We start from the raw sequence: 20504 nt of genomic DNA on the forward strand, positions 1-20504 counted from the left end.
TCAGGCGCTTTTCTTAGATGTATTCCTTACGGGTCAAAAAAATTTCTTTCATCAAATTATATCCTCCATGTAAAATCTTTATTGCTAAATATATAATATATAAATTTGGATGGTATTAAAAATATGAGGCTTATGAAAGGAGTTTTAAACATGATTACCGAAAGGATGCAAAAAGAGCTCAATGATCAGGTGAGAAAGGAGTTTTACTCCGCATATCTTTATTTATCTATAGGTGCCTACTTCACTTCAATTAATCTTGAAGGCTTTGCAAACTGGTTTCGGATTCAGGCACAGGAGGAAAGAGATCACGCTATGATGTTTTTTGATTATATAAACAGAGTGGGGGGAAGGGTGCAATTAGGTGCAATTGACGCTCCGGACTTTGATTTTGAGTCCATTGAGCAGGCCCTTCGGCTCACCCTTGAGCACGAACAGCTTGTGACAAGATCGATTTATAATATAGTTGATGTGGCTATTGAAGAAAAGGATCATAAGACAAATCAGTTCCTGCAGTGGTTTGTAAATGAGCAGACAGAGGAAGAAGCAAGCGCTGACGCCAATCTTAAAAAGGTTCAGTTGGTGGGAAATGACGGAAGGGGAATACTCATGCTGGATGGGGAAATGGCTCAGAGAGTGTATACTCCTCCCACAGCGGCAGTATAAGGGCATCTAAAATTAAAGGCTGCCGTATTTAACGCCTGTTTTTGCGGCAGCTCCTTTTAATTATAAATAAATTTTATAAGGGGGATTCTTATGTCTTGCTATAACGTGATGGCAGTGCTTGTAAATCACAGGTCTAAAAAGGCGGTGGAAATGCAGGAGGTTTTGACTAAGCATGGCTGTAAAATAAAAATGAGGCTGGGGCTGCACGAGGCCGGAGATGTATGTTCAGAAGACGGGCTGGTAGTTTTACAGTTGTGTGGAAGTGATGAGGAAATTAAGGATCTGGAAAATGAATTAAACAGTATTGAGGGTCTGAAGGCTAAAACAATTACATTATAAAAAATGGGCTGCACTCGGTTTGAAGCGCAGCCCATTTTTTATTGTCACGGAATAATTACCGTCATCGTATAGCCTTTTATTAAGATGTTTGTTCATGAAATGTGGTTAAATATATGTAAAGGTTTAATTAAGTCTGTTGTTCTTATTTCCAAATTTGTTACAATACAGATGGGCTGCGTTGAAACACAACAGTTATTTAATAAATTAACATTCCTGCAGGGAGTGAAATGGAGGTAATCTTGAATGAAAAAATTTAAAAAGCTCAGTATCGTATTATCCCTTATGCTCGCTCTTTCCGTGATGATATCAAGCGTGGCATCGGCGGAAGAAATTTATGTGGTTAAATCAGGAGACGTACTATGGAAAATCGCAGAAAAATATGATGTGGATTGGAAGGAGCTAAGTGAATACAACAAGCTGAAGGATCCACATTTAATTTATCCTGAGCAAAAAATTAAAATTCCGAAAGACAGCTCTTCTAAAGGGGAAGCCGCTAAGTCGGTCGACATAATATCCTTCAATGATTTTCATGGGAATGTGGCGGAGGATGTGAGCCAGACGGGAAAAAACTTAGGAATGGCTAAGCTGGTGGCGGCCGCAAAGAGGGCTGTTTCTGAAAACCCCAATACAATTATTGTGTCGGGGGGAGATAATTATCAGGGCACGGCTATTTCAAACCTTACCTATGGGTCGCCGGTATCGGAAATGATGAAGGCTATGAATGTGTTTGCCTCGTCTGTGGGAAATCATGAGCTTGACTGGGGTACAGACAAAATTGAGCAATGGGCAAAGGACGGAAGCTTTTCCTTTGTCGCGTGCAATATATATGACAGCACAAGCGGACAGCCTGTAAAATGGGCAAGCCCATATATGATTGCCGATAAGGGCGGGGTAAAGATTGCATTTATAGGGCTGGCTCATCCCGATACTCCCTCGCTGACTAAAGCCGAATATGTATCGGAAATTGAATTCAGAGATCCTGCCCAATCAGCTCAGGAATGGATAGATTACTTACGGCAGGGAAAGGCGCCGGAGGGTAAGCCGGATGTAATTATTGCCCTCACTCACCTCGATTGTGAGCAGGATGCCCAAACAGGAGAAATTACGGGAATCGCGGCGGAGCTGTGCAAAAAGGTCAGCGGCCTTGACGGAGTTATTTCGGCTCACAGTCATATGACGGTTTCCGGGAAGGTTAACGGTGTGCCGGTTGTTCAGGCATATTATAACGGACGCACGCTGGCAAAGCTGTCTGTTGTCCTTGGCCCGGATGGAAAGGTTAAGGAGGTTGTTCCTTCTTTAAATGAGCTTTACAAAACGAAAAATGATATAACTCCCGATGCCTATGCCGCTTCGGTTTACCAGAAGTACAATAATGAGCTGGCTCCTATTCTTGGAGAAAAGCTCGGCACCGCCTCTGCGGAATTTACTCACGACAGAAGCACAAAGGGGACCGTCACCCTTTTGGGGAAATGGGCGTGCGATGTCATGAGAGTAAAAACGGGTGTGCAGGTGGCTATTCAAAACGGAGGCGGACTGAGAAGGTCTATGGCTGCGGGAGACATAACAATGGGTGACCTGTACGAGATTATGCCGTTTGACAATTATCTTGTAACCATGGAGCTTCCCGGAGCGGACTTAAAGAAGGCAATTGACCATGGTATAAATAACCAGTCGATTACAGACGGGCAATTTTCAGGGCTTAAGGTAATATATGATCCGGAAAGGGAGCAGGGAAGCAGCATTGTAAGCATAACCCTTGAGGATGGTACACCCATAGAGGACAAAGCATATTATACGGTGGTTATAAATGATTTCATGCTTACCGGCGGGGATAAATACGATTTTTCCGCAGCAAGAAATGTAAAGAATACATATATGCCTGTAAGGGATGCGCTTGTAGATGCCGTAAAGGAGTCAAAGACCATTGCTCCCGAACAGCCCGACTATATCAAGCAGGCGGAAAAGGCAGCCGCCGCGTTTAAGCCTGCGGCATAGGCGGCTTGAAAATGTAGTATAGGACACGATAAAGATTTTACATGGAGGATATAGTTTGATGGAAGAAATTTTTTTGACCCGTAAGGAATACATCTAAGAAAAGTGCCTGATGACAGACCCGTGAGACATTTCCCCGCAAGGCACCTTTTCGTTGCTATTAAAAATTTCTGTAAGCAATTATATCCTCTATGTTTGTAAAATCTTTATCGCTACATGTATAGTACAAAATGCGGCCGTAAATATTTATGCTGAGGCATAAATATTTACGGCCCTATGCTTGCAAAAAATAACGAGTCCTAAAAAGAGGGCTTGTTATTTTTTCTGCGCTCCCTCCTTCACTGCTATGCCAAAAAGTATGGCTCCTATTAAGAACATGAGGGCTATAGACGCGACACCGGCTTTGGAGCTTCCGCTGATTTGTGTGGACACACCCATAACGGTAGTTCCCATAAAGGCCGCACCCTTGCCGAAGATATCAAAAAATCCGAAATATTCGTTGGATTTTTCCTTAGGAATAATTTTGGCAAAATATGAACGCGACAGCGCTTGAATTGCTCCCTGAAAAACGGCTACACACACTGCCAGAAACCAGAATTCCCATGCCCTGTCAAGCTGAAGAGCAAAAATTGATATCAGAAAGTAGCCTATGATGCATATGCCAATCAACCATTCCGTGGGGAGCTTTTTAGAAAGCCTTCCGAAGAGGATAGAGCAGGGGAAGGCTACAACCTGTGTCAAAAGCAGTGCCAGAAGCAAATTGTTGTCACTTATTCCAACGTCTTTTCCGTATGAGGTTGCCATGCTTATAATTGTATAAACTCCATCTATATAAAAGAAAAACGCCAGAAGGAACAGGAAGATTTTTTTATTTTGGCGTATGCTTCCAAGGGATGAAGCTATGCGCTTCAGACCGTCTGTTAAGGGATTGCCGAGCTTTTCAACAAAATAGACCTGCTTGTAATTTTTAATAAGGGGGACAGATACCGCCACCCACCATACTGCGGTAATAATAAGCGCTAGGCTTGTGGCGGCAACGGAGCCGATGCCAAGCCGGCCGGAAAACAGAATGAGTGCAAGTCCGGCAGTAAAAGGTATGCAGCTTCCTATATATCCCCATGCATATCCGTGAGAGGACACATTGTCCATTCTTTTGTCGGTAGTGATGTCTGTAAGCATGGAATCATAGAAAACAAGACTTGTTGAATATCCTACCTTTGCGATTACAAAGACGACAAGGAAGGCCATCCAGGAGTATGGGAATGAAAGAGCGATGCACCCTGCCGCACCAAGTATTAAAGAGGCAGTGAAAAGAGGCTTTTTATAGCCGTTTGTGTCTGCAACGGCACCTAATACCGGCCCTAGAAGTGCAACAATTACAGTAGCTATGGAGGAAGCATACCCCCAGTATGCTGTCGAGTCCCAAAGAGGCACTCCGGCCTCACTTGCCATGTTCTTAAAATAAATAGGAAGAATAGTAGATACCATCATTATAAATGCTGAGTTTCCAACATCGTATAATATCCAGTGTTTTTCCAGTCTGGTCAGCTTGCTCATCATTTCACCTCATCCAAAATTATGGGAGAAGTATTCATTGAGCCCAGAGTTTTTTTCTATGCCGTAATAGTATTCGGATACAAGCTCTGCTGCCAGTGAAACCGACTCATTATAAAGGGCATAAAGCTTGTGGTTGGTATTGTCGCATCTTAAATCCGGCGTTTTATCCATAATCATTTCACCTATGGAGCTGTTATTTCCCGTGATTTTCATAAGACCCTTTACAATAAAGCGTACAATGTTTTGGGGATATGCAAGCAATGCTATGTAACGTCTCATAGAAACAATGCTTTTGTAAATTTGTTCACGGGTAATATTGACGTACAGATTTTCAATATGTGTCGCCAGACTCCGATCAGGCACGATATTCTCTCCGGGATTGAATTTAAGAGGATCCAGCCCAGCCTTCAGCATCAGGCTGCGGTCAAATTCCGTTTCGATTTTACTATGCGACAGGGTTGTGGCTTTAATTACCTCTTCAATGTACGGATGACACCTGCTGTCCAGCACAAAATGGCATATAAACCCCAGTATATAGACGAGGGATTTTTCATCCCCTGACTTGCGGATTGTCTTTGCCGCATGTTCCAGAAAGAACGAAGCAGGTTCCTTATGTATGCGGTGGCCTGTTCTGTTTACCGGGTTTTTTATAAGGGGGCTATAATAAAATAGTATATCCGGGCCGTGCAGCCCTATATGATATGCTGTCTCGTGCTGTGCTGCAATATTTTGAATGTCATGCGGCAGTTGTGACAATACTTTTTTTCCGAATGTGTAATGGGCATAGGTAGACGGCATGAATATTTCCCCATTCAATAATTAATTATAATGTGCTTTATGATATCATTTTTATGTTAAAGCAAGTTAATATCTTTGTTAAGTTTTAAAAATTAAGACAATAAAAAAATGCGGTTGCTTTGCCGTCTGTCATGTATATGTTCCCATAGCTTTAAAATTGGTGAGAACAAAAAACACATCTACCGTGCAAGCGGAAGGGATGCCCTTTGAGAGCCTTTAATAGGCAATCATAAGGACCCTTGTTGCTTGTCGCATGGTGAGATGAACAAAGGGAATGCTGTTGTGTATCTTAGCTATAGGCCTTTGACCTTATAAAACATATAATTGATTAATGTCCTGTAAAAACAAATTAAATAATATAAATCGTCTTTTGCTGCCTTTGAGCTGGATTTAAATAGTATTCTGCTATTAAAATATCTAACTCCCTGCTGATATTTAATATGTTTTCACTTTGCAAATTTTCAGGTATGGCAAGACTATTCAGCAGACTTTGTAAATTATCTATTTTTAGCTTCTTTTTTTCATCTGTCAACGGTTTACCCTCCTCCCCTTACGCCCTGTAACAGAAATTGCTTACCACTGTCTCAAGGCACTTGCCTCTTTTATCACTAACATTCATTAAAGGATTTAAAATATTCATGGGTACATTTTGTACCCATATTATACACTTAACGATTATTAATGTCAATAAAACTGCACCATAATCTTACAATCATACATAACAATGCAGACTATTTTATATATTTTAAAGGGAGAAGAAAAAATTAATGCTGTAATTATATGCTATATTATTTCTTTTTATAGGAAAGCCGGTTTTTTATAACATCAAAAAATCTATGGCCGAGGTCTGATACGGAAAACAGCTCCAACAGTACGCCAAGGCACAACGAAACAGCATACATATTAAGATTAAAGTATATGAGAGCCAATGTTACCGGCAGCCATACAAACAGATATATAAAAGACAGGGTTTTAAACCTTCTTTTTTCTGCGACATCTGTTATAGGCTTGTTGGGGGTATCTCTGGGAGCGTATTTGTTTACTGTGAGAAGGCCTGCAATAAAGGTTGCTCCCGCAAGCACAGCCATATGAAGCTGGCTCCAATACATATGTGTGTAACCTGCCAGCAGCCCAGCAAGCACAAACAGCACCATGGAAACGACAATGCATTTTCCGTAGCTGTCCATATGATATCCTCCCGCCAGCACTCTAAGCGCTGCAAAGCAAAGAGATATAAGTATAAGAGGATAAAGTATGCCGAGAAGAAGTCCTGTTGCTACAAGAATAATAATCTTAAAAACAGAGCCAAGAACAATTTGAAAGCCATAATAATATACCGCTCTTTTTTGATGATTTTCATTTAATGCCAAGGTTAGATTATTGGCACAGGCGTAAGAGCATTTTTGAATAATTCTCATAATTATCACTCCTTAGATTAAAGTATACATCATTTTACCGCATATTACCACATGTTTTTGTAATAATTATAATTTATTCCCAATTAAACCCTTCTTGACAATGTCGATGTGCTGTGATAATATTGTCATTGGAAAATAAGTCTTTAGACCTTTTAACATGTCCAGAGAGGCTGAAAGGGTAACAATTAAAAACGGATTAAGCGTAGATTTATAGCTTATTATCTACTTGTAATTGTTATGTTGAGTTTCTTGCCTCTTGGTAAGAAGCTTTTTTGGTTTTCAGGACATTTTATTTGTAACGTCGCCTGTGCTTTTAAAATATTCTATACGGAGTGAGAATTATGCCGGATAAAGCTGAAATAATGGATGAAAATGGTATAATGAGAGCTGTCACAAGAATATCCCATGAGATTATTGAAAAGAATAAGGGTGTGGAGAATGTCGTAATAATCGGAATACAAAGACGAGGAGTCCCACTTGCCAGAATGATAGCGCGAAAAATAAAGGATGTTGAGGGCAATGCCGTGCCTGTGGGCATACTGGATATTACTTTATACAGGGACGACTTGAGTACTTTGTCCGAGCATCCTATTATTAACGGTACTGAAATTGACTTTTCAATAACCGGCAAAAAGGTTATTCTTGTGGATGATGTTATTTTTACCGGGAGAACCATAAGGGCTGCCATTGATGCAATAATGGATATCGGAAGGCCCAGAATGATGCAGCTTGCAATTCTTATTGACAGGGGCCACAGAGAGCTGCCTATAAGACCTGACTATGTGGGGAAAAATGTACCTACATCAAAGAATGAAATTGTCCATGTCAAGCTTATGGATGTAGACGGAATAAACACTGTTACAATCAGTGATATGAAGTAATAAGAGTAGTAAGCATATATCTTTGTAATGGAAACGGAAGGGATTACAAAATGACGAGAGAAAAGATTATTAAGAAGATACTTTTACACATAAAAAAATACTCCTGTTTCTCTATTCTATTTTTATTTCCTTCTAAAACCAATATTGACAACTGTCTATTTTTAAAAAGTAAGGAAGCATATTCCTTACTTTTTTTAAAAGTTTAAGCAGTCTGGCAGCTTGATAGCTGTCTTAAGTAAATTTTTTAACAAACTAAGTAAAAAGGTGGGGTGTACGGTGATATTAAAATCAAAGGATGTACTGGGGCTTAAGGATATGACGGCGGAAGAGATAGGCTACATTCTGGAAACTGCTAAGACAATGAAATATATTCTTGCTTCAAAGAACAAAAAGACGCCGCATTTGCAGGGTAAGTCAATAATCACCTTATTTTATGAAAACAGTACCAGGACAAGACTGTCGTTTGAGCTGGCCTCTAAATACATGAGCGCCAGCGCGGCAAACATATCCGCATCCGGGAGCAGTGTGGCAAAGGGCGAATCTCTCATAGATACCGGAAAAACAATAGACATGATGGGAGCCGACGTAATTGTTATAAGACATTCCATGTCCGGTGCTCCGCATCTTCTCGCACAGAATGTGAATGCTTCTGTAATTAACGCGGGAGACGGTATGAACGAGCACCCCACTCAGGCACTTCTTGATATGTTTACCATACTTGAGAAAAAGGGCACGCTGAAAAACTTGAAAATAGCCATAATAGGGGATATATACCACAGCAGGGTTGCAAGAAGCAATATATGGGGATTGGTTAAAATGGGAGCGGAGGTCAGCGTTGCAGGCCCCGCGACACTGATGCCCCCCGGAATAGAGAACCTCGGAATAAGGGTATACAGCACAATACAGGAGGCGCTTATAGACGCCGATGTTGTAATGGGGCTCCGAATACAGCTTGAGAGGCAAAAGAAGGCCCTGTTCCCTACGGTAAGGGAATATGCTAGGTTCTTCGGTCTGGACGACAAGCGTCTTAAGTTTGCCAAGGAGGATGCTCTGGTAATGCACCCCGGCCCCGTCAACAGGGGTGTGGAATTGTCCTCTAAGGTAGTGGACTGTGATCAGTCCGTTATTAATGAGCAGGTAACCAATGGGGTGGCGGTCAGAATGGCACTTTTATATCTTTTAACAAGGAGGGGCAGCGGTGAGAATCTTAATTAAAAATGGACATGTTATAGGCAGCAGTCAAAAGAAAAGCGGAATACTGGATGTGGTTATAGAAAACGGCAGAATTACCGAAATAGGAAAGGATCTGCAGGAGCAGCCCAATTGTGACTTGATTGACGCCACGGGAAAGTATATCCTTCCGGGGCTTGTGGATGCACACTGCCATTTGAGGGATCCCGGCTTTGAGTATAAGGAGGACATTGAGAGCGGAACGAGGAGCGCTGCTATGGGAGGCTTCACCTCTGTTGCGTGTATGCCCAACACAAATCCTGTAATAGATAATCAGGCTATGGTTAAATATGTAATAAACAAGGGCAAGCACGAGGCTCTGGTAAATGTATACCCCATAGGGGCAATATCCAAAGGGCAAAAGGGCGAGGAGCTGTCTGAAATAGGCGAGCTTAAATTTGCGGGGGCTGTTGCGGTGTCGGATGACGGTAAGCCTGTAAGGAGTGCAGCCTTAATGAAGAAGGTGCTTCAGTACGCATCCATGTTTGACATGACGGTCATTTCACATTGCGAGGATCTTGAGCTTGCCGATGAGGGTGTTATGAATGAGGGCTACCAGTCTACTGTGATGGGGCTTAAGGGAATTCCTTCTGCGGCGGAGGAGGTAATGGTGTCGAGGGACTTAATCCTGGCCGAATACACAAAGACACCCATACACTTAGCGCATATCAGCACCGAGCTGTCGGTTGACCTCATAAGAAATGCAAAGAAACGCGGTGTAAAGGTTACCGCCGAGACCTGTCCTCACTATTTTTCCATAACAGAGGAGGCATGCAGCGGCTTTAATACCTATGCAAAGGTCAATCCCCCTCTAAGGACGCAAAAGGATGTTGATGCGGTGATTGACGGGCTTCGGGACGGAACCATAGATATAATAGCCACCGATCACGCCCCCCATCACTATGACGAAAAAAATGTTGAGTTTAATGCCGCGTTAAACGGAATGGTAGGGTTTGAAACGGCTCTTCCTCTTGCAATAACAAATCTTGTGAGGCCTGGTCATATTACTATGGAGAAGCTCGTGGAAAAAATGTGCGTCAACCCTTCCAAGATACTGGGTCTCAATAAGGGAGTTCTTGACATAGGAAGGCCCGCTGATATTGTGATTGTTGATGTGGAAGAGGAATACACCGTTGACATACAGAAATTCCAATCAAAGGCAAAGAACTCTCCGTTTGACGGATACCGCCTCTACGGAACAGTCAATTGTACTATTGTTAACGGAAAAATTGTTGTCAGAGAAAAGGTGCTGCTATAGCTGTTAAATTGCTTTAGTCCGCAGATAAACCTAAAAGGGAGTGCTTTAAATGTTTATAGATGAGCTTATTGACAAAATAAAGGAGAAAAACAACCCTACCGTTGTGGGCTTAGATCCAAGAATAGAATATGTGCCTTCGGTCATAAGGGCTTGTGCTTTTCATGAGCATGGAGAAAATATTAAGGGGGCAGCGGAGGCAATATGGATTTTTAACAGAAGAATAATAGATTCGGTGCATGACGTTGTACCTGCCGTGAAGCCCCAGCTTGCGTATTATGAAATGTATGGCGTTGAAGGCCTGCGGGTGTTTGACAGGACGGTGAAGTACGCAAAGGAAAAAGGACTTTTGGTAATTGCCGACGGGAAAAGAAACGACATAGGAAGCACGGCAGAGGCGTATTCCACAGCCTTTTTGGGCAAAACGCAGGTTGACGGAGGGGTTTTTGAGGAGGCCTTCGGAGCAGATGCACTGACTGTGAACCCATACTTGGGATGCGACGGTATCAGTCCCTTTATAGAGGACTGTAAAAAATATGAAAAGGGTATTTTCATACTTGTAAAAACATCCAATAAGTCCTCGGGGCAGCTTCAGGACATTGTGGCTCAGGATGGGAGAAGCATATATGAAATCGTAGCCGGGCATGTAGCCGAGTGGGGGCAAGGCGTGATGGGAAAATATGGCTACAGCAGCGTAGGGGCGGTAGTGGGCGCCACTTACCCCGAGCAGGCAAAGATTTTAAGAGGAATTATGAAAAATTCATACATCCTTGTTCCGGGATACGGGGCTCAGGGAGGAACAGCCGGAGATATTGCAAATTCGTTTAACAAGGACGGGCTTGGGGCAATAGTAAACGCGTCCAGAAGCATAATGTGCGCTTATAAATCCGATATATGGAAGGACAGGTACGGGGAGGATCGCTTTGACGAGGCGTGCAGAGCGGAGGCAATAAGGATGAGAGAAGATATAAACAGCGCAATTTAGGTGTTTATCTGATAATCTTGCTTATCTTACATAAGAAGGATTATCTTAAAGGGAGGAATTTGGATGAAAGCGGTTTTAGCTTTAGAGGACGGTACAATTTTTTACGGAAACAGCTTTGGGATAACAGGGGAAATAATAGGGGAAATAGTTTTTAATACGGGGATGACAGGATATCAGGAGGTTTTGACGGATCCGTCGTACTGCGGACAAATTGTAACAATGACTTATCCTCTTATAGGGAATTACGGTGTTAATTTAGAGGATATAGAGTCCAGCAAGCCTCAGGTAAGGGGTTTTATTGTAAGGGAGCTGTGCAGAACACCAAGCAACTGGAGATCGATAGAGTCATTAAATGAATATCTTAAAAGAAATAACATAATAGGGATAGAAGGAATAGATACCAGAGCCCTCACGAGGATACTGAGGGATAAGGGTACAATGAAGGGCATAATATCAACTTATGAGAACTTTGATCTGGAAAGCAGATTGGAAGAAATAAAGCAGTATACTATAAAAGACCCCGTGCATCAGGTGACGGCAAGGGAAGTAATTCACTACGAAGGAAAAGGCCTTAAGGTGGCTCTTTTGGACTATGGCATAAAACAGAATATAATCCGTTCACTGCTTAAAAGAGGCTGTGAGGTATACGTTTTCCCGGCATGGTCCTCCGCCGAGGACATACTCTCCGTCAATCCCGACGGTATAATGCTTTCAAACGGGCCGGGAGATCCTAAAGACTGTATTTCCGAGATAGAAACAATAAAAGCCTTGATGGGAAAGAAGCCCATTTTCGGTATTTGCCTGGGGCACCAGCTTACCGCCCTCGCAAACAACGCCGACACCGAGAAGCTTAAATACGGACATAGAGGCTGTAACCATCCTGTGAAGGATTTGGAAAAGGATTTGACATATATTACATCGCAGAATCATGGGTACACTATAATTGAGGATTCAATGGACAACAGCAGGATGGAGGTAAGCCACAGGAATATGAATGACGGCACTATTGAAGGGGTAAGGTACAAGGACGTTCCTTTATTTACGGTGCAGTTCCACCCCGAGGCATCGCCGGGGCCTACCGACACGGCTTATTTGTTCGACGGATTTATTGATATGATGAAAAAGCACAAGCAGAGCTAACAATATGTAATTGATATAAATGGGGGATGGATTAAAATGCCAAAGCGCAAGGATGTAAAAAAGGTACTGGTTATAGGCTCAGGGCCTATTATAATAGGTCAGGCTGCCGAATTTGACTATGCGGGAACACAAGCCTGTCAGGCTTTAAAGGAAGAAAATATCGAGGTGGTACTGGTAAACAGCAACCCTGCAACCATTATGACCGATACTAATATAGCGGATAAGGTATATATAGAGCCTCTTAAGGCCGAGGTGGTAAAGAAGATAATCGCCCAAGAGAAGCCCGACAGCATTCTGCCGACGCTTGGGGGGCAGACGGGGCTTAATCTGGCAATGGAGCTTTCCGAATCGGGATTTTTAAAGGAGCAGGGTGTCAAGCTGCTTGGAACCGCTACCGAGGCAATAAAAATGGCGGAGGACAGGCAGGACTTTAAGGACACTATGGAGCGAATAGGTGAGCCTTGCATTGCAAGCAAGGTTGTCAACACGATAGAAGATGCTCTGGACTTTGCGGATGAAATAGGCTACCCCGTAATAGTGCGCCCCGCGTATACGCTTGGCGGCTCGGGAGGGGGAATAGTTTATACCAAGGACGAGCTTCACGAAATAGGCACAAACGGCTTGCGTCTCAGCAGGGTTACGCAGGTATTGATTGAGAAGTGTATATCAGGGTGGAAGGAAATAGAATATGAGGTCATGAGGGACAGCAAGGGAAACGTAATCACGGTGTGCAATATGGAAAATGTTGACCCTGTGGGTGTGCATACGGGGGACAGCATTGTTGTGGCTCCCTCCCAGACGCTTGCCGACAAAGAATACCAAATGCTGCGCTCTGCTTCTCTTAAAATAATATCGGCGCTTGGAATAGAGGGGGGCTGCAATGTGCAGTTTGCACTGCATCCCACAAGCTTTGAGTATGCCGTTATAGAGGTAAACCCAAGGGTAAGCCGTTCATCCGCTCTGGCATCGAAGGCTACCGGCTATCCAATAGCCAAGGTTGCCACAAAAATAGCGATAGGCTATGGCTTGGATGAAATAAGGAACGCCGTCACAGGCAAAACATACGCCTGCTTTGAGCCCACTCTGGACTATGTTGTGGTTAAGATACCCAAGTGGCCCTTCGATAAGTTTGTAAAGGCTAAAAGGACTCTGGGGACGCAGATGAAGGCCACGGGTGAGGTAATGGCAATAAGCAGCTCCTTTGAAGCGGCTCTTATGAAGGCAATACGCTCTCTTGAGCTGGGGCTGTTCACGCTCCAGCAGGATTTATACAGCAAGCTGGACGGGGATGAGATATTCCGAAGGCTTAACGACGTTAATGACGAAAGGATTTTTGTAATAGCGGAAGCCATAAGAAGGAGCGTATCAATTGAAGAAATACATGAAATAACCAAGATAGATGACTTTTTCCTTTGCAAGCTAAAGGAGCTTGTGCTTATGGAGGAAAAGCTGAAGGCCCTCACACTGGAAAATGTGACGCCTGAAATTTTAAGAAAGGCAAAGAAGCTTGGGTTTACCGATGCCGTTATTGCCGGCTTTATAGGGTGCGACAAAAGAGATATCCGCATGAGAAGGAAGGACTTTGGCATAAATGCCGTATATAAGATGGTAGATACCTGTGCGGCGGAGTTTGAGGCTGTTACACCCTACTATTATTCAACCTATGACAGCTTCTGTGAGGTTAAGGAGTCGGATCGCAAAAAGGTGCTGGTTATAGGCTCGGGGCCTATAAGAATAGGGCAGGGGATAGAATTCGACTACTGCTCGGTGCATTCGGTCTGGGCTCTTAAGGAGGCTGGCTACGAGACAATAATTGCAAACAATAATCCCGAAACGGTGAGCACTGATTTCGATACCTCCGACAGGCTGTATTTTGAGCCTTTAACCGCTGAGGATGTTGAAAACATAGTGGAAACCGAAAAGCCTGCGGGAGCAATTGTACAGTTCGGAGGCCAGACTGCTATTAAGCTCACCAAGGCGTTAAGCGAGATGGGAGTAAAAATATTCGGAACCGAGCCTAAGTATGTGGACGCGGCGGAGGACAGGGAGAAATTTGACGAAATACTTCAGCAGCTTGACATACCGAGGCCCAGAGGAAGGACGGTGTTTACCCTTCCGGAGGCGCTGGACGCTGCCGGCGAGCTGGGGTATCCCGTGCTTGTAAGACCCTCCTATGTTCTTGGAGGTCAGGGAATGGAAATTGCATACAATGATAATGACGTTGCTGAGTTTATGGAAATAATAAACCGTGTCAAGCAGGAGCATCCCATACTGATTGACAAGTATATGGTGGGAAAGGAAATAGAGGTAGACGCCATATGCGACGGTGAAAACATACTTATACCGGGAATTATGGAGCATCTTGAAAGAGCGGGCGTACACTCGGGAGACAGTATTTCGGTATACCCCACTCAGACTATAGAGGATAAAATAAAGAGGGTTATAGTTGACTATACAGAAAGGCTTGCAAAGGCACTTCATGTGGTAGGTCTGGTCAACATACAGTACGTGCTGTCCAACGACGAGGTTTATGTTATAGAGGTAAATCCGCGCTCAAGCCGTACCGTCCCGTATATAAGCAAGGTTACGGGAATACCCATGGTGAATATTGCCACCAAGCTTATGATGGGTAAAAAGCTGAGTGACTTTAAATACGGCACAGGCTTATACAAAGAGGCCGATTACGTGGCTGTGAAGGTTCCTGTGTTTTCCTTTGAAAAGCTGCATGATGTTGACACCAGCTTAGGGCCTGAAATGAAGTCTACGGGAGAGGTGCTCGGCATAGCAAAAACTGTGGCGGAGGCTCTGTACAAGGGAATAACAGGTTCGGGAATAAAGCTGCCCCAAAAAGGCGGGGGAATTCTAATGACCGTCAGAGACACCGATAAGCCGGAGCTTATTGAAATAGCGGAAAAGTTTGAAAAGCTGGGCTTTGAGCTGTGGGCAACCGGCAAAACGGCAAAAATGCTCAACACTCAGGGAATAGCGACAAATGCTGTAAAGAAGATTGATGACGGCTCTCCCAACATTATTGACCTCATTGACTCAGGCAAAATAAGCTTGGTTATAAATACCCCCACTAAGGGCAGAAAGCCCGAGCGGGACGGATTTAAAATAAGGAGAAAGGCGGTGGAGATGTCCATTCCCTGCCTTACGTCACTGGATACTGCAAATGCGGTAATTGAATGTCTCAAGCTTGGCAAGGAGCCGGGGGATCTGGACATTGTAAATTTAAGCGTATTTGATATATAAAATAATAAAATTTGGAGGGGACAATGGCTAAGGCTTTAAAGGAGGAAATAGAAAGCATTGACAGGTTGGCTCCCGGCATTTTTAAAATGACGTTAAAGAGTAAATATGTGGCGGAGAACGCACTTCCGGGGCAGTTTGTGAACATTAAATGCAGTGAGGGGATAAATGCCCTCTTAAGGCGTCCCGTAAGCATTTGCGATATAGATCAAAGCAGAGGCACCTTTGACATAGTATTTCAGGTAAAGGGACTGGGGACGGAGTATCTTTCGCGAAGCCGTCCAGGCGACTTGCTTGACATAATTGCGCCGCTGGGAACATCCTTTGACCTGTCGCCCGAATATAAAAGGATTGCCGTTGTGGGCGGGGGCATAGGCATATTCCCCCTGCTGTACCTTTTAAAGAGCGTGAAGCACGCGGAAAAAACGGCATTTTTAGGCTTCAGGAGCAAGGAGCATATAGTTCTTGAGGATGAGTTTAAGAGTGCGGCAGACAGGCTTTTGATATCTACCGATGACGGAAGCTTAGGACATAAAGGGGTTATTACCGGCCTTCTGGATGGGGAGCTTTCCGGGCAGCCGGTTGATATAATATACACCTGCGGGCCGCTTCCGATGCTGAAGGAGACAATAAGGGAAGCGGATAAATACCGGGTAAAATGTCAGGTTTCCTTAGAGCAGAGAATGGGGTGCGGAATAGGGGCGTGCCTTGTATGCGCCTGCAAAACAAAGCATGGGGATGAATGGCAATATAGCCATGTTTGCAAGGACGGGCCGGTCTTTTGGAGCAGTGACGTTATACTGGATTAACAGTCAATTAATAAAACCTTTAAAGAGGAGGAAGCTATGGCAAATCTTAGCGTGGAAATAGCCGGCATAAAGCTTAAAAATCCTGTTATAGCCGCTTCGGGTACCTTTGGCTTCGGACGGGAATATTTCAGTTTTATGGATTTGAATAAGCTGGGGGGTATTTCGGTAAAGGGCTTGACGTTAAAGCCGAGGCAGGGGAATAAGCCTCCGAGGATTGCCGAAACGCCTGCGGGGATTTTAAACAGCGTAGGGCTTCAGAACCCCGGAGTTGAGTTCTTTATAAAGGAGGAGCTTCCCTTTCTAAAGCAGTTTGACATTGCCGTTATAGCCAACATTGCGGGAAGCACCATTGAGGATTACTGCGAAATGGCGGAAATACTGAGCGGCACCGATGTAGACGCGATAGAAATGAATATATCCTGCCCCAACGTTAAGGAGGGGTGCCTTGTGTTCGGCACAAGCAAGGGAGGCACAAGCATTTTAACGAGGAAGGTAAGGGAGTGCTGCAAAAAGCCTCTTATTGTAAAGCTTTCTCCCAATGTAACCGATGTGAGAGACATTGCTCTTGCCGCAGAGGAGGGCGGAGCGGATGCCGTTTCGCTCATAAACACCCTTTTGGGGATGGCGGTTGACATACACAAGAAGCGTCCCATACTGGCAAATAACATGGGAGGACTGTCCGGCCCCGCAGTAAAGCCTATCGCCGTGAGAATGACGTACGAGGTTTCACAGGCGGTCGGTATTCCCGTTATAGGCATGGGCGGCATAAGCAGCGGAGAGGACGCAGTTGAATTCCTCCTTTCGGGGGCATCTGCCGTCATGGTGGGTACGGCGAATTTTGTCAACCCGTCGGTGTGCGAGGATGTGAGCCGGGGAATAGAGGAGTATCTGGAAAGGTATAATTATAAGAGTGTCGAAGACATAATAGGTAATCTGGAGATGAATATTTAATTTTTGTGCGGAGGAGGGGATATTATCAAAACGAGACTTTTTTTTGTACGCCATGCGGAGGCGGAGGGGAATGCATCAAGGCGCTTTCACGGCTGGACCGACGGAGACATCACGGAAAAAGGCCATCGCCAGTCCGAGAGGGTGGCGGAGAGGCTGAGGGACGTTCCCATAGATGTTATATATTGCAGCAGCTTAAAGAGGACACTTAGCACATGCCAATACATTGCAAAGGCGAAGGGGCTTCCCATAATAAAGACCGATAAGCTTAAGGAAATAAACGGAGGGGATTGGGAGGGCGAAAGATGGGAGGAGCTTCCCGGAACATGGCCCAAGGAATATGACACATGGGAAAACAAGCCTCATATTCATACCATGCCAAATGGGGAAAGCATGGAGGCTTTTCAGGAAAGGCTGCTTTCGGAGGTTGAGTATATAGTAAAAAACAACGAAGGAAAAAACATATGCATCGTAACACATGGTACTGCGATAAAGGCAATGCTGTGCTCCTTCAGGAGCTGCAGCCTTGAGGAAATGGTTAACATCCCTTGGTTTGACAACACCTCTGTTACGGTAATAGATTATCAAGACGGCAAATTCAGTATAGTCTTGGAGGGTGATATCTCACACCTTGATAAGGAGCTCAGTACGCTTGAGAATCAGGAGTGGTGGAAGAAGTATATGGAGAGCTTTAATAAGGATAAGGGTTCTTTATAGTCATTCAAGACGCTTTTTAAGGAGGGAAATTATGAGCAATGCAAATGAAAGGCTTGCGGCGTGGCTGTTTGAAACCAACGCTGTGAGGGTATGCCCGGAAAACAGGCCCTTTTGGTATACCTCGGGGACTATAGGGCCTTATTACATAAACACTCATTTTTTATACGGAAGCGAAGAAAAGGCAAATGTTCTCCTTTCACTGATTGACGCAAGCAAGGGCGAAGTATATTCCTGCCCGTCTAAGGTGCTGGAGGCCACCTTGGGGAATTATGCCTCAGATGCTGTTTATAAGGGCCTTATAGATGAAATGTGCAGATTTATTAAAGAAAATATAGACTTAAACGAGGTTGACTATATATCGGGAGGCGAAAGAAGGGACTGGTTTTTTTCGCTCATCATTGCAGAGCTGCTTGAGAAGCCTCATATAACAATATATAAGGATTTGACATCGGTAATATGCCGCGGGGGAGAAAGCAAAAAAGCCTGCGGCTTAAGCGGAAAAAAGGTGCTTCATATAGCCGATCTTATAACAGAAGCCTCAAGCTATGAAAGAGCATGGATTCCAGCCATCTCAAATGCAGGGGGAGAGATGAAGTGGAGTGTTGTGGTAGTAGACAGAAAGCAGGGGGGAGAGGCTGTGCTTTCCGGGCATGGGGTGAAATCCTTTGCAATGGTGGGTATAGACCGCCCGCTTTTTGAAAAGGTTATAGCTATGGGTCTTATAAACATCGAGCAGTATAATATGATTATAGAATACATCGCGGATCCGGCAGGGTTTGTAGACGAGTTTTTCCGGCAGCACCCCGAGTTTCTGGAAAACGCATTAAATTCTGATTCAAAAACCCGTGAGAGGGCAATGCTGTATATGCAAAAGAGGAAATAGCACCGGCGGCATTAATTTGTATTCTGGGAAATAATACAATGTTATTTGGTTAATGCTATAATAGACATGTAGACTTATATGCTGGGAATGTATTTATATCAAGGAAAATGCAGGGCTTGATGTGTTTCTTATTAAAAAACAAAGGGGGATAAAAAATGCTGTTCAAAAAAAGCCTTTTAAAAAAAGCATGTATGCTTCTAACCTTAGTTATGATAATAACTTTTAGCAGTATCGGTGCGTTTGCCGTTACCGATACTAAAACGGTGACTGAAAATACATATGTTCAATACGCCGGGACTGATGTGCAGGCTGACCAGTTCATCAACCAAATATTTCCCAATATATCGAAGACGAGGAACTATAATGACGGGGTATACAGCGGTACACTTAATTATTCCAGATATTACGTCTCAAGCAAAACGCTGATACAGGGTACAAGCAATATATACATATGGAGCTGGGCTTTTGTTTATACAGGAGAGGTTACGGCGGAGCTTCCCGATACAAAAACTGTCACAGAGCTTCAACACATGGCATATGGAGGCCGTGACGGAGAGGCTGCCACCTTCTTGAGTTCAATTCTTGCAGTCAGGCCCCAAACGATAAATTACAACGACGGCACATACAGCGGCACGCTGAGTTATACAAGATATTACCTTGAAAGCAAGACGCTGATACAGGGCACCTCTGATGTATATATATGGAAGTGGGCTTTCGTTTATGAGGGTACTGTTACCTATACCGGCTAGTGGTTTTTAACAGCATCTGACTCTGCATTTTCGGTTTTATTAAAGGCAAAAAATGATCATTGCAACGGGCTGTTGCGATGATCGTTTTTTTGTGCGTGCTACCTGTTGACAAAGTAAAGGCGGTATAAAATGTAGACGTTTGAGTGACAATATGATATAATAAAGCCATTAAGTAACCGAGGTGATGATATGAAATTTTATACGGTGAGAGATTTACGGACACACCCGCGTGAAGTTTGGGAGAAGCTTTCTGAAGTTCATGAGGTGATTATAACTAATAATGGTAAACCAAGTGCATTAATGATTGAGATAGACGATGAAAGCTTTGAAGACATGCTGGCGAGTGTGCGCCAGTCTGTGGCTATGAGAGCGGTGAACAAGCTGCGTCTTGCTTCAATAAGGAGCGGAAAAGCGGAAATTACTTCGGAGGAAATAGATGCCGAAATATCCCAAGTGCGTAAGGAGAAACGCAAATGATTAAGGCGGCAATAGATACCAACATACTTGTTTCCGCACTTCTGTCACCGTCTGGAAGTCCGGCCAAGGTGATTGACTGCGTATTAAACGGAAATGTTATAATGTGTTATGACAGCCGCATAATAGCGGAATATCAGGAGGTGCTTGTGCGGCCTAAATTTGGCTTTGAAAAGAAGCTGGTCAGGCAGTTGATTGATTTTATTCTCCATTCGGGAATTTCGGTTGTTCCCATACCCATATTGGACGCATTTGAGGACGAGGATGACAAGATGTTTTATGAGGTTGCCAAAACTGCCAAAGCATATGTGGTGACAGGAAATGAAAAGCATTTTCCAAGTGATCCTATAGTAATTACACCACAGAAGTTTTTAAGCGTTGTTATATAAATTAAGATGCAATAAAGATTTTACAAAC

The 20504-nt window shown here is 43.8% G+C and carries 20 protein-coding genes; 16 read left to right on the plus strand and 4 right to left on the minus strand.

The window, feature by feature from the left end:
- Positions 1 to 150 precede the first annotated feature (150 nt).
- The 3 genes from DFR58_RS18515 (at position 151) to DFR58_RS18525 (ending at position 2997) form a co-directional block, all read left to right on the plus strand.
- Positions 151 to 663 (plus strand): ferritin, encoded by a 513-nt coding sequence (locus tag DFR58_RS18515; RefSeq protein ID WP_114299509.1) that lies wholly within the window; start codon positions 151 to 153, stop codon positions 661 to 663.
- A 90-nt stretch (positions 664 to 753) separates the two neighbouring features.
- Positions 754 to 1002 carry a CPF_0552 family protein gene (locus DFR58_RS18520; protein ID WP_114299511.1) on the plus strand — a complete coding sequence of 83 codons (249 nt, stop codon included), beginning with the start codon at positions 754 to 756 and terminating at the stop codon, positions 1000 to 1002.
- Positions 1003 to 1245: 243 nt separating this feature from the next.
- Positions 1246 to 2997: a 5'-nucleotidase C-terminal domain-containing protein gene (locus DFR58_RS18525; RefSeq protein WP_114299513.1), complete on the plus strand. Its 1752-nt coding sequence runs from the start codon at positions 1246 to 1248 to the stop codon at positions 2995 to 2997.
- A gap of 312 nt (positions 2998 to 3309) precedes the next feature.
- Here the strand turns inward: DFR58_RS18525 and DFR58_RS18530 are convergent, their stop codons facing one another.
- The 4 genes from DFR58_RS18530 to DFR58_RS18545 all read right to left on the minus strand — a co-directional run bounded on the left by DFR58_RS18530 (position 3310) and on the right by DFR58_RS18545 (position 6767).
- Positions 3310 to 4554, minus strand: coding sequence for an MFS transporter (locus DFR58_RS18530; RefSeq protein ID WP_114299515.1), 1245 nt, complete (start codon positions 4552 to 4554; stop codon positions 3310 to 3312).
- Between the two features lie 6 nt (positions 4555 to 4560).
- The gene (locus DFR58_RS18535; protein WP_114299517.1) at positions 4561 to 5349 is read right to left on the minus strand and encodes a zinc dependent phospholipase C family protein; all 789 of its coding nucleotides are present in this window, start codon (positions 5347 to 5349) and stop codon (positions 4561 to 4563) included.
- Positions 5350 to 5698: 349 nt separating this feature from the next.
- Entirely contained in the window at positions 5699 to 5881 is a 183-nt protein-coding gene (locus DFR58_RS18540) for an aspartyl-phosphate phosphatase Spo0E family protein (protein ID WP_114299519.1), read from the minus strand.
- A 256-nt stretch (positions 5882 to 6137) separates the two neighbouring features.
- Positions 6138 to 6767, minus strand: a complete 630-nt coding sequence (locus tag DFR58_RS18545) for an accessory gene regulator ArgB-like protein (protein ID WP_114299521.1) — start codon at positions 6765 to 6767, stop codon at positions 6138 to 6140.
- A 341-nt stretch (positions 6768 to 7108) separates the two neighbouring features.
- On the opposite strand from DFR58_RS18545, the gene pyrR reads away from it, so the two are divergent.
- The 13 genes from pyrR to DFR58_RS18610 all read left to right on the plus strand — a co-directional run bounded on the left by pyrR (position 7109) and on the right by DFR58_RS18610 (position 20476).
- Positions 7109 to 7648 (plus strand): bifunctional pyr operon transcriptional regulator/uracil phosphoribosyltransferase PyrR, encoded by a 540-nt coding sequence (pyrR, locus tag DFR58_RS18550; protein ID WP_114299523.1) that lies wholly within the window; start codon positions 7109 to 7111, stop codon positions 7646 to 7648.
- 276 nt (positions 7649 to 7924) lie between these two features.
- A complete protein-coding gene (locus DFR58_RS18555; RefSeq protein WP_114299525.1) occupies positions 7925 to 8863 on the plus strand; it encodes an aspartate carbamoyltransferase catalytic subunit in 939 nt (312 codons plus the stop codon).
- Positions 8847 to 10136, plus strand: coding sequence for a dihydroorotase (locus tag DFR58_RS18560; RefSeq protein ID WP_114299527.1), 1290 nt, complete (start codon positions 8847 to 8849; stop codon positions 10134 to 10136). The genes DFR58_RS18555 and DFR58_RS18560 overlap by 17 nt, the downstream gene beginning before the upstream one ends.
- Before the next feature lie 49 nt (positions 10137 to 10185).
- Positions 10186 to 11118 carry an orotidine-5'-phosphate decarboxylase gene (gene pyrF, locus DFR58_RS18565; RefSeq protein WP_114299529.1) on the plus strand — a complete coding sequence of 311 codons (933 nt, stop codon included), beginning with the start codon at positions 10186 to 10188 and terminating at the stop codon, positions 11116 to 11118.
- Between the two features lie 63 nt (positions 11119 to 11181).
- Positions 11182 to 12258, plus strand: a complete 1077-nt coding sequence (locus DFR58_RS18570) for a carbamoyl phosphate synthase small subunit (protein WP_114299531.1) — start codon at positions 11182 to 11184, stop codon at positions 12256 to 12258.
- 36 nt (positions 12259 to 12294) lie between these two features.
- The gene (carB, locus tag DFR58_RS18575) at positions 12295 to 15510 is read left to right on the plus strand and encodes a carbamoyl-phosphate synthase large subunit (RefSeq protein WP_114299533.1); all 3216 of its coding nucleotides are present in this window, start codon (positions 12295 to 12297) and stop codon (positions 15508 to 15510) included.
- A gap of 23 nt (positions 15511 to 15533) precedes the next feature.
- Positions 15534 to 16316 carry a dihydroorotate dehydrogenase electron transfer subunit gene (locus DFR58_RS18580; RefSeq protein ID WP_114299535.1) on the plus strand — a complete coding sequence of 261 codons (783 nt, stop codon included), beginning with the start codon at positions 15534 to 15536 and terminating at the stop codon, positions 16314 to 16316.
- Between the two features lie 36 nt (positions 16317 to 16352).
- Positions 16353 to 17267: a dihydroorotate dehydrogenase gene (locus tag DFR58_RS18585; protein ID WP_114299537.1), complete on the plus strand. Its 915-nt coding sequence runs from the start codon at positions 16353 to 16355 to the stop codon at positions 17265 to 17267.
- Positions 17268 to 17270: 3 nt separating this feature from the next.
- A complete protein-coding gene (locus tag DFR58_RS18590; RefSeq protein WP_479722752.1) occupies positions 17271 to 17981 on the plus strand; it encodes a histidine phosphatase family protein in 711 nt (236 codons plus the stop codon).
- Between the two features lie 31 nt (positions 17982 to 18012).
- The gene (locus tag DFR58_RS18595) at positions 18013 to 18864 is read left to right on the plus strand and encodes an orotate phosphoribosyltransferase (protein WP_114299539.1); all 852 of its coding nucleotides are present in this window, start codon (positions 18013 to 18015) and stop codon (positions 18862 to 18864) included.
- A 155-nt stretch (positions 18865 to 19019) separates the two neighbouring features.
- Entirely contained in the window at positions 19020 to 19613 is a 594-nt protein-coding gene (locus tag DFR58_RS18600) for a hypothetical protein (protein WP_114299541.1), read from the plus strand.
- A gap of 189 nt (positions 19614 to 19802) precedes the next feature.
- A complete protein-coding gene (locus DFR58_RS18605; RefSeq protein WP_114299543.1) occupies positions 19803 to 20090 on the plus strand; it encodes a type II toxin-antitoxin system Phd/YefM family antitoxin in 288 nt (95 codons plus the stop codon).
- Positions 20087 to 20476, plus strand: coding sequence for a putative toxin-antitoxin system toxin component, PIN family (locus tag DFR58_RS18610; RefSeq protein ID WP_114299545.1), 390 nt, complete (start codon positions 20087 to 20089; stop codon positions 20474 to 20476). The genes DFR58_RS18605 and DFR58_RS18610 overlap by 4 nt, the downstream gene beginning before the upstream one ends.
- The last annotated feature ends 28 nt before the right edge of the window (positions 20477 to 20504 follow it).

Source organism: Anaerobacterium chartisolvens, assembly GCF_003337415.1.
Classification (GTDB): Bacteria; Bacillota; Clostridia; order Acetivibrionales; family DSM-27016; genus Anaerobacterium; species Anaerobacterium chartisolvens.

Bases quoted from the DNA above. Each gene is read 5' to 3' on its own strand.
- DFR58_RS18515 (WP_114299509.1), top strand. From the start codon at position 151: ATGATTACCGAAAGGATGCAAAAAGAGCTCAATGATCAGGTGAGAAAG.
- DFR58_RS18520 (WP_114299511.1), top strand. From the start codon at position 754: ATGTCTTGCTATAACGTGATGGCAGTGCTTGTAAATCACAGGTCTAAA.
- DFR58_RS18525 (WP_114299513.1), top strand. From the start codon at position 1,246: ATGAAAAAATTTAAAAAGCTCAGTATCGTATTATCCCTTATGCTCGCT.
- DFR58_RS18530 (WP_114299515.1), bottom strand. From the start codon at position 4,554: ATGATGAGCAAGCTGACCAGACTGGAAAAACACTGGATATTATACGAT.
- DFR58_RS18535 (WP_114299517.1), bottom strand. From the start codon at position 5,349: ATGCCGTCTACCTATGCCCATTACACATTCGGAAAAAAAGTATTGTCA.
- DFR58_RS18545 (WP_114299521.1), bottom strand. From the start codon at position 6,767: ATGAGAATTATTCAAAAATGCTCTTACGCCTGTGCCAATAATCTAACC.
- pyrR (WP_114299523.1), top strand. From the start codon at position 7,109: ATGCCGGATAAAGCTGAAATAATGGATGAAAATGGTATAATGAGAGCT.
- pyrF (WP_114299529.1), top strand. From the start codon at position 10,186: ATGTTTATAGATGAGCTTATTGACAAAATAAAGGAGAAAAACAACCCT.
- DFR58_RS18570 (WP_114299531.1), top strand. From the start codon at position 11,182: ATGAAAGCGGTTTTAGCTTTAGAGGACGGTACAATTTTTTACGGAAAC.
- carB (WP_114299533.1), top strand. From the start codon at position 12,295: ATGCCAAAGCGCAAGGATGTAAAAAAGGTACTGGTTATAGGCTCAGGG.
- DFR58_RS18580 (WP_114299535.1), top strand. From the start codon at position 15,534: ATGGCTAAGGCTTTAAAGGAGGAAATAGAAAGCATTGACAGGTTGGCT.
- DFR58_RS18585 (WP_114299537.1), top strand. From the start codon at position 16,353: ATGGCAAATCTTAGCGTGGAAATAGCCGGCATAAAGCTTAAAAATCCT.
- DFR58_RS18595 (WP_114299539.1), top strand. From the start codon at position 18,013: ATGAGCAATGCAAATGAAAGGCTTGCGGCGTGGCTGTTTGAAACCAAC.
- DFR58_RS18600 (WP_114299541.1), top strand. From the start codon at position 19,020: ATGCTGTTCAAAAAAAGCCTTTTAAAAAAAGCATGTATGCTTCTAACC.
- DFR58_RS18605 (WP_114299543.1), top strand. From the start codon at position 19,803: ATGAAATTTTATACGGTGAGAGATTTACGGACACACCCGCGTGAAGTT.
- DFR58_RS18610 (WP_114299545.1), top strand. From the start codon at position 20,087: ATGATTAAGGCGGCAATAGATACCAACATACTTGTTTCCGCACTTCTG.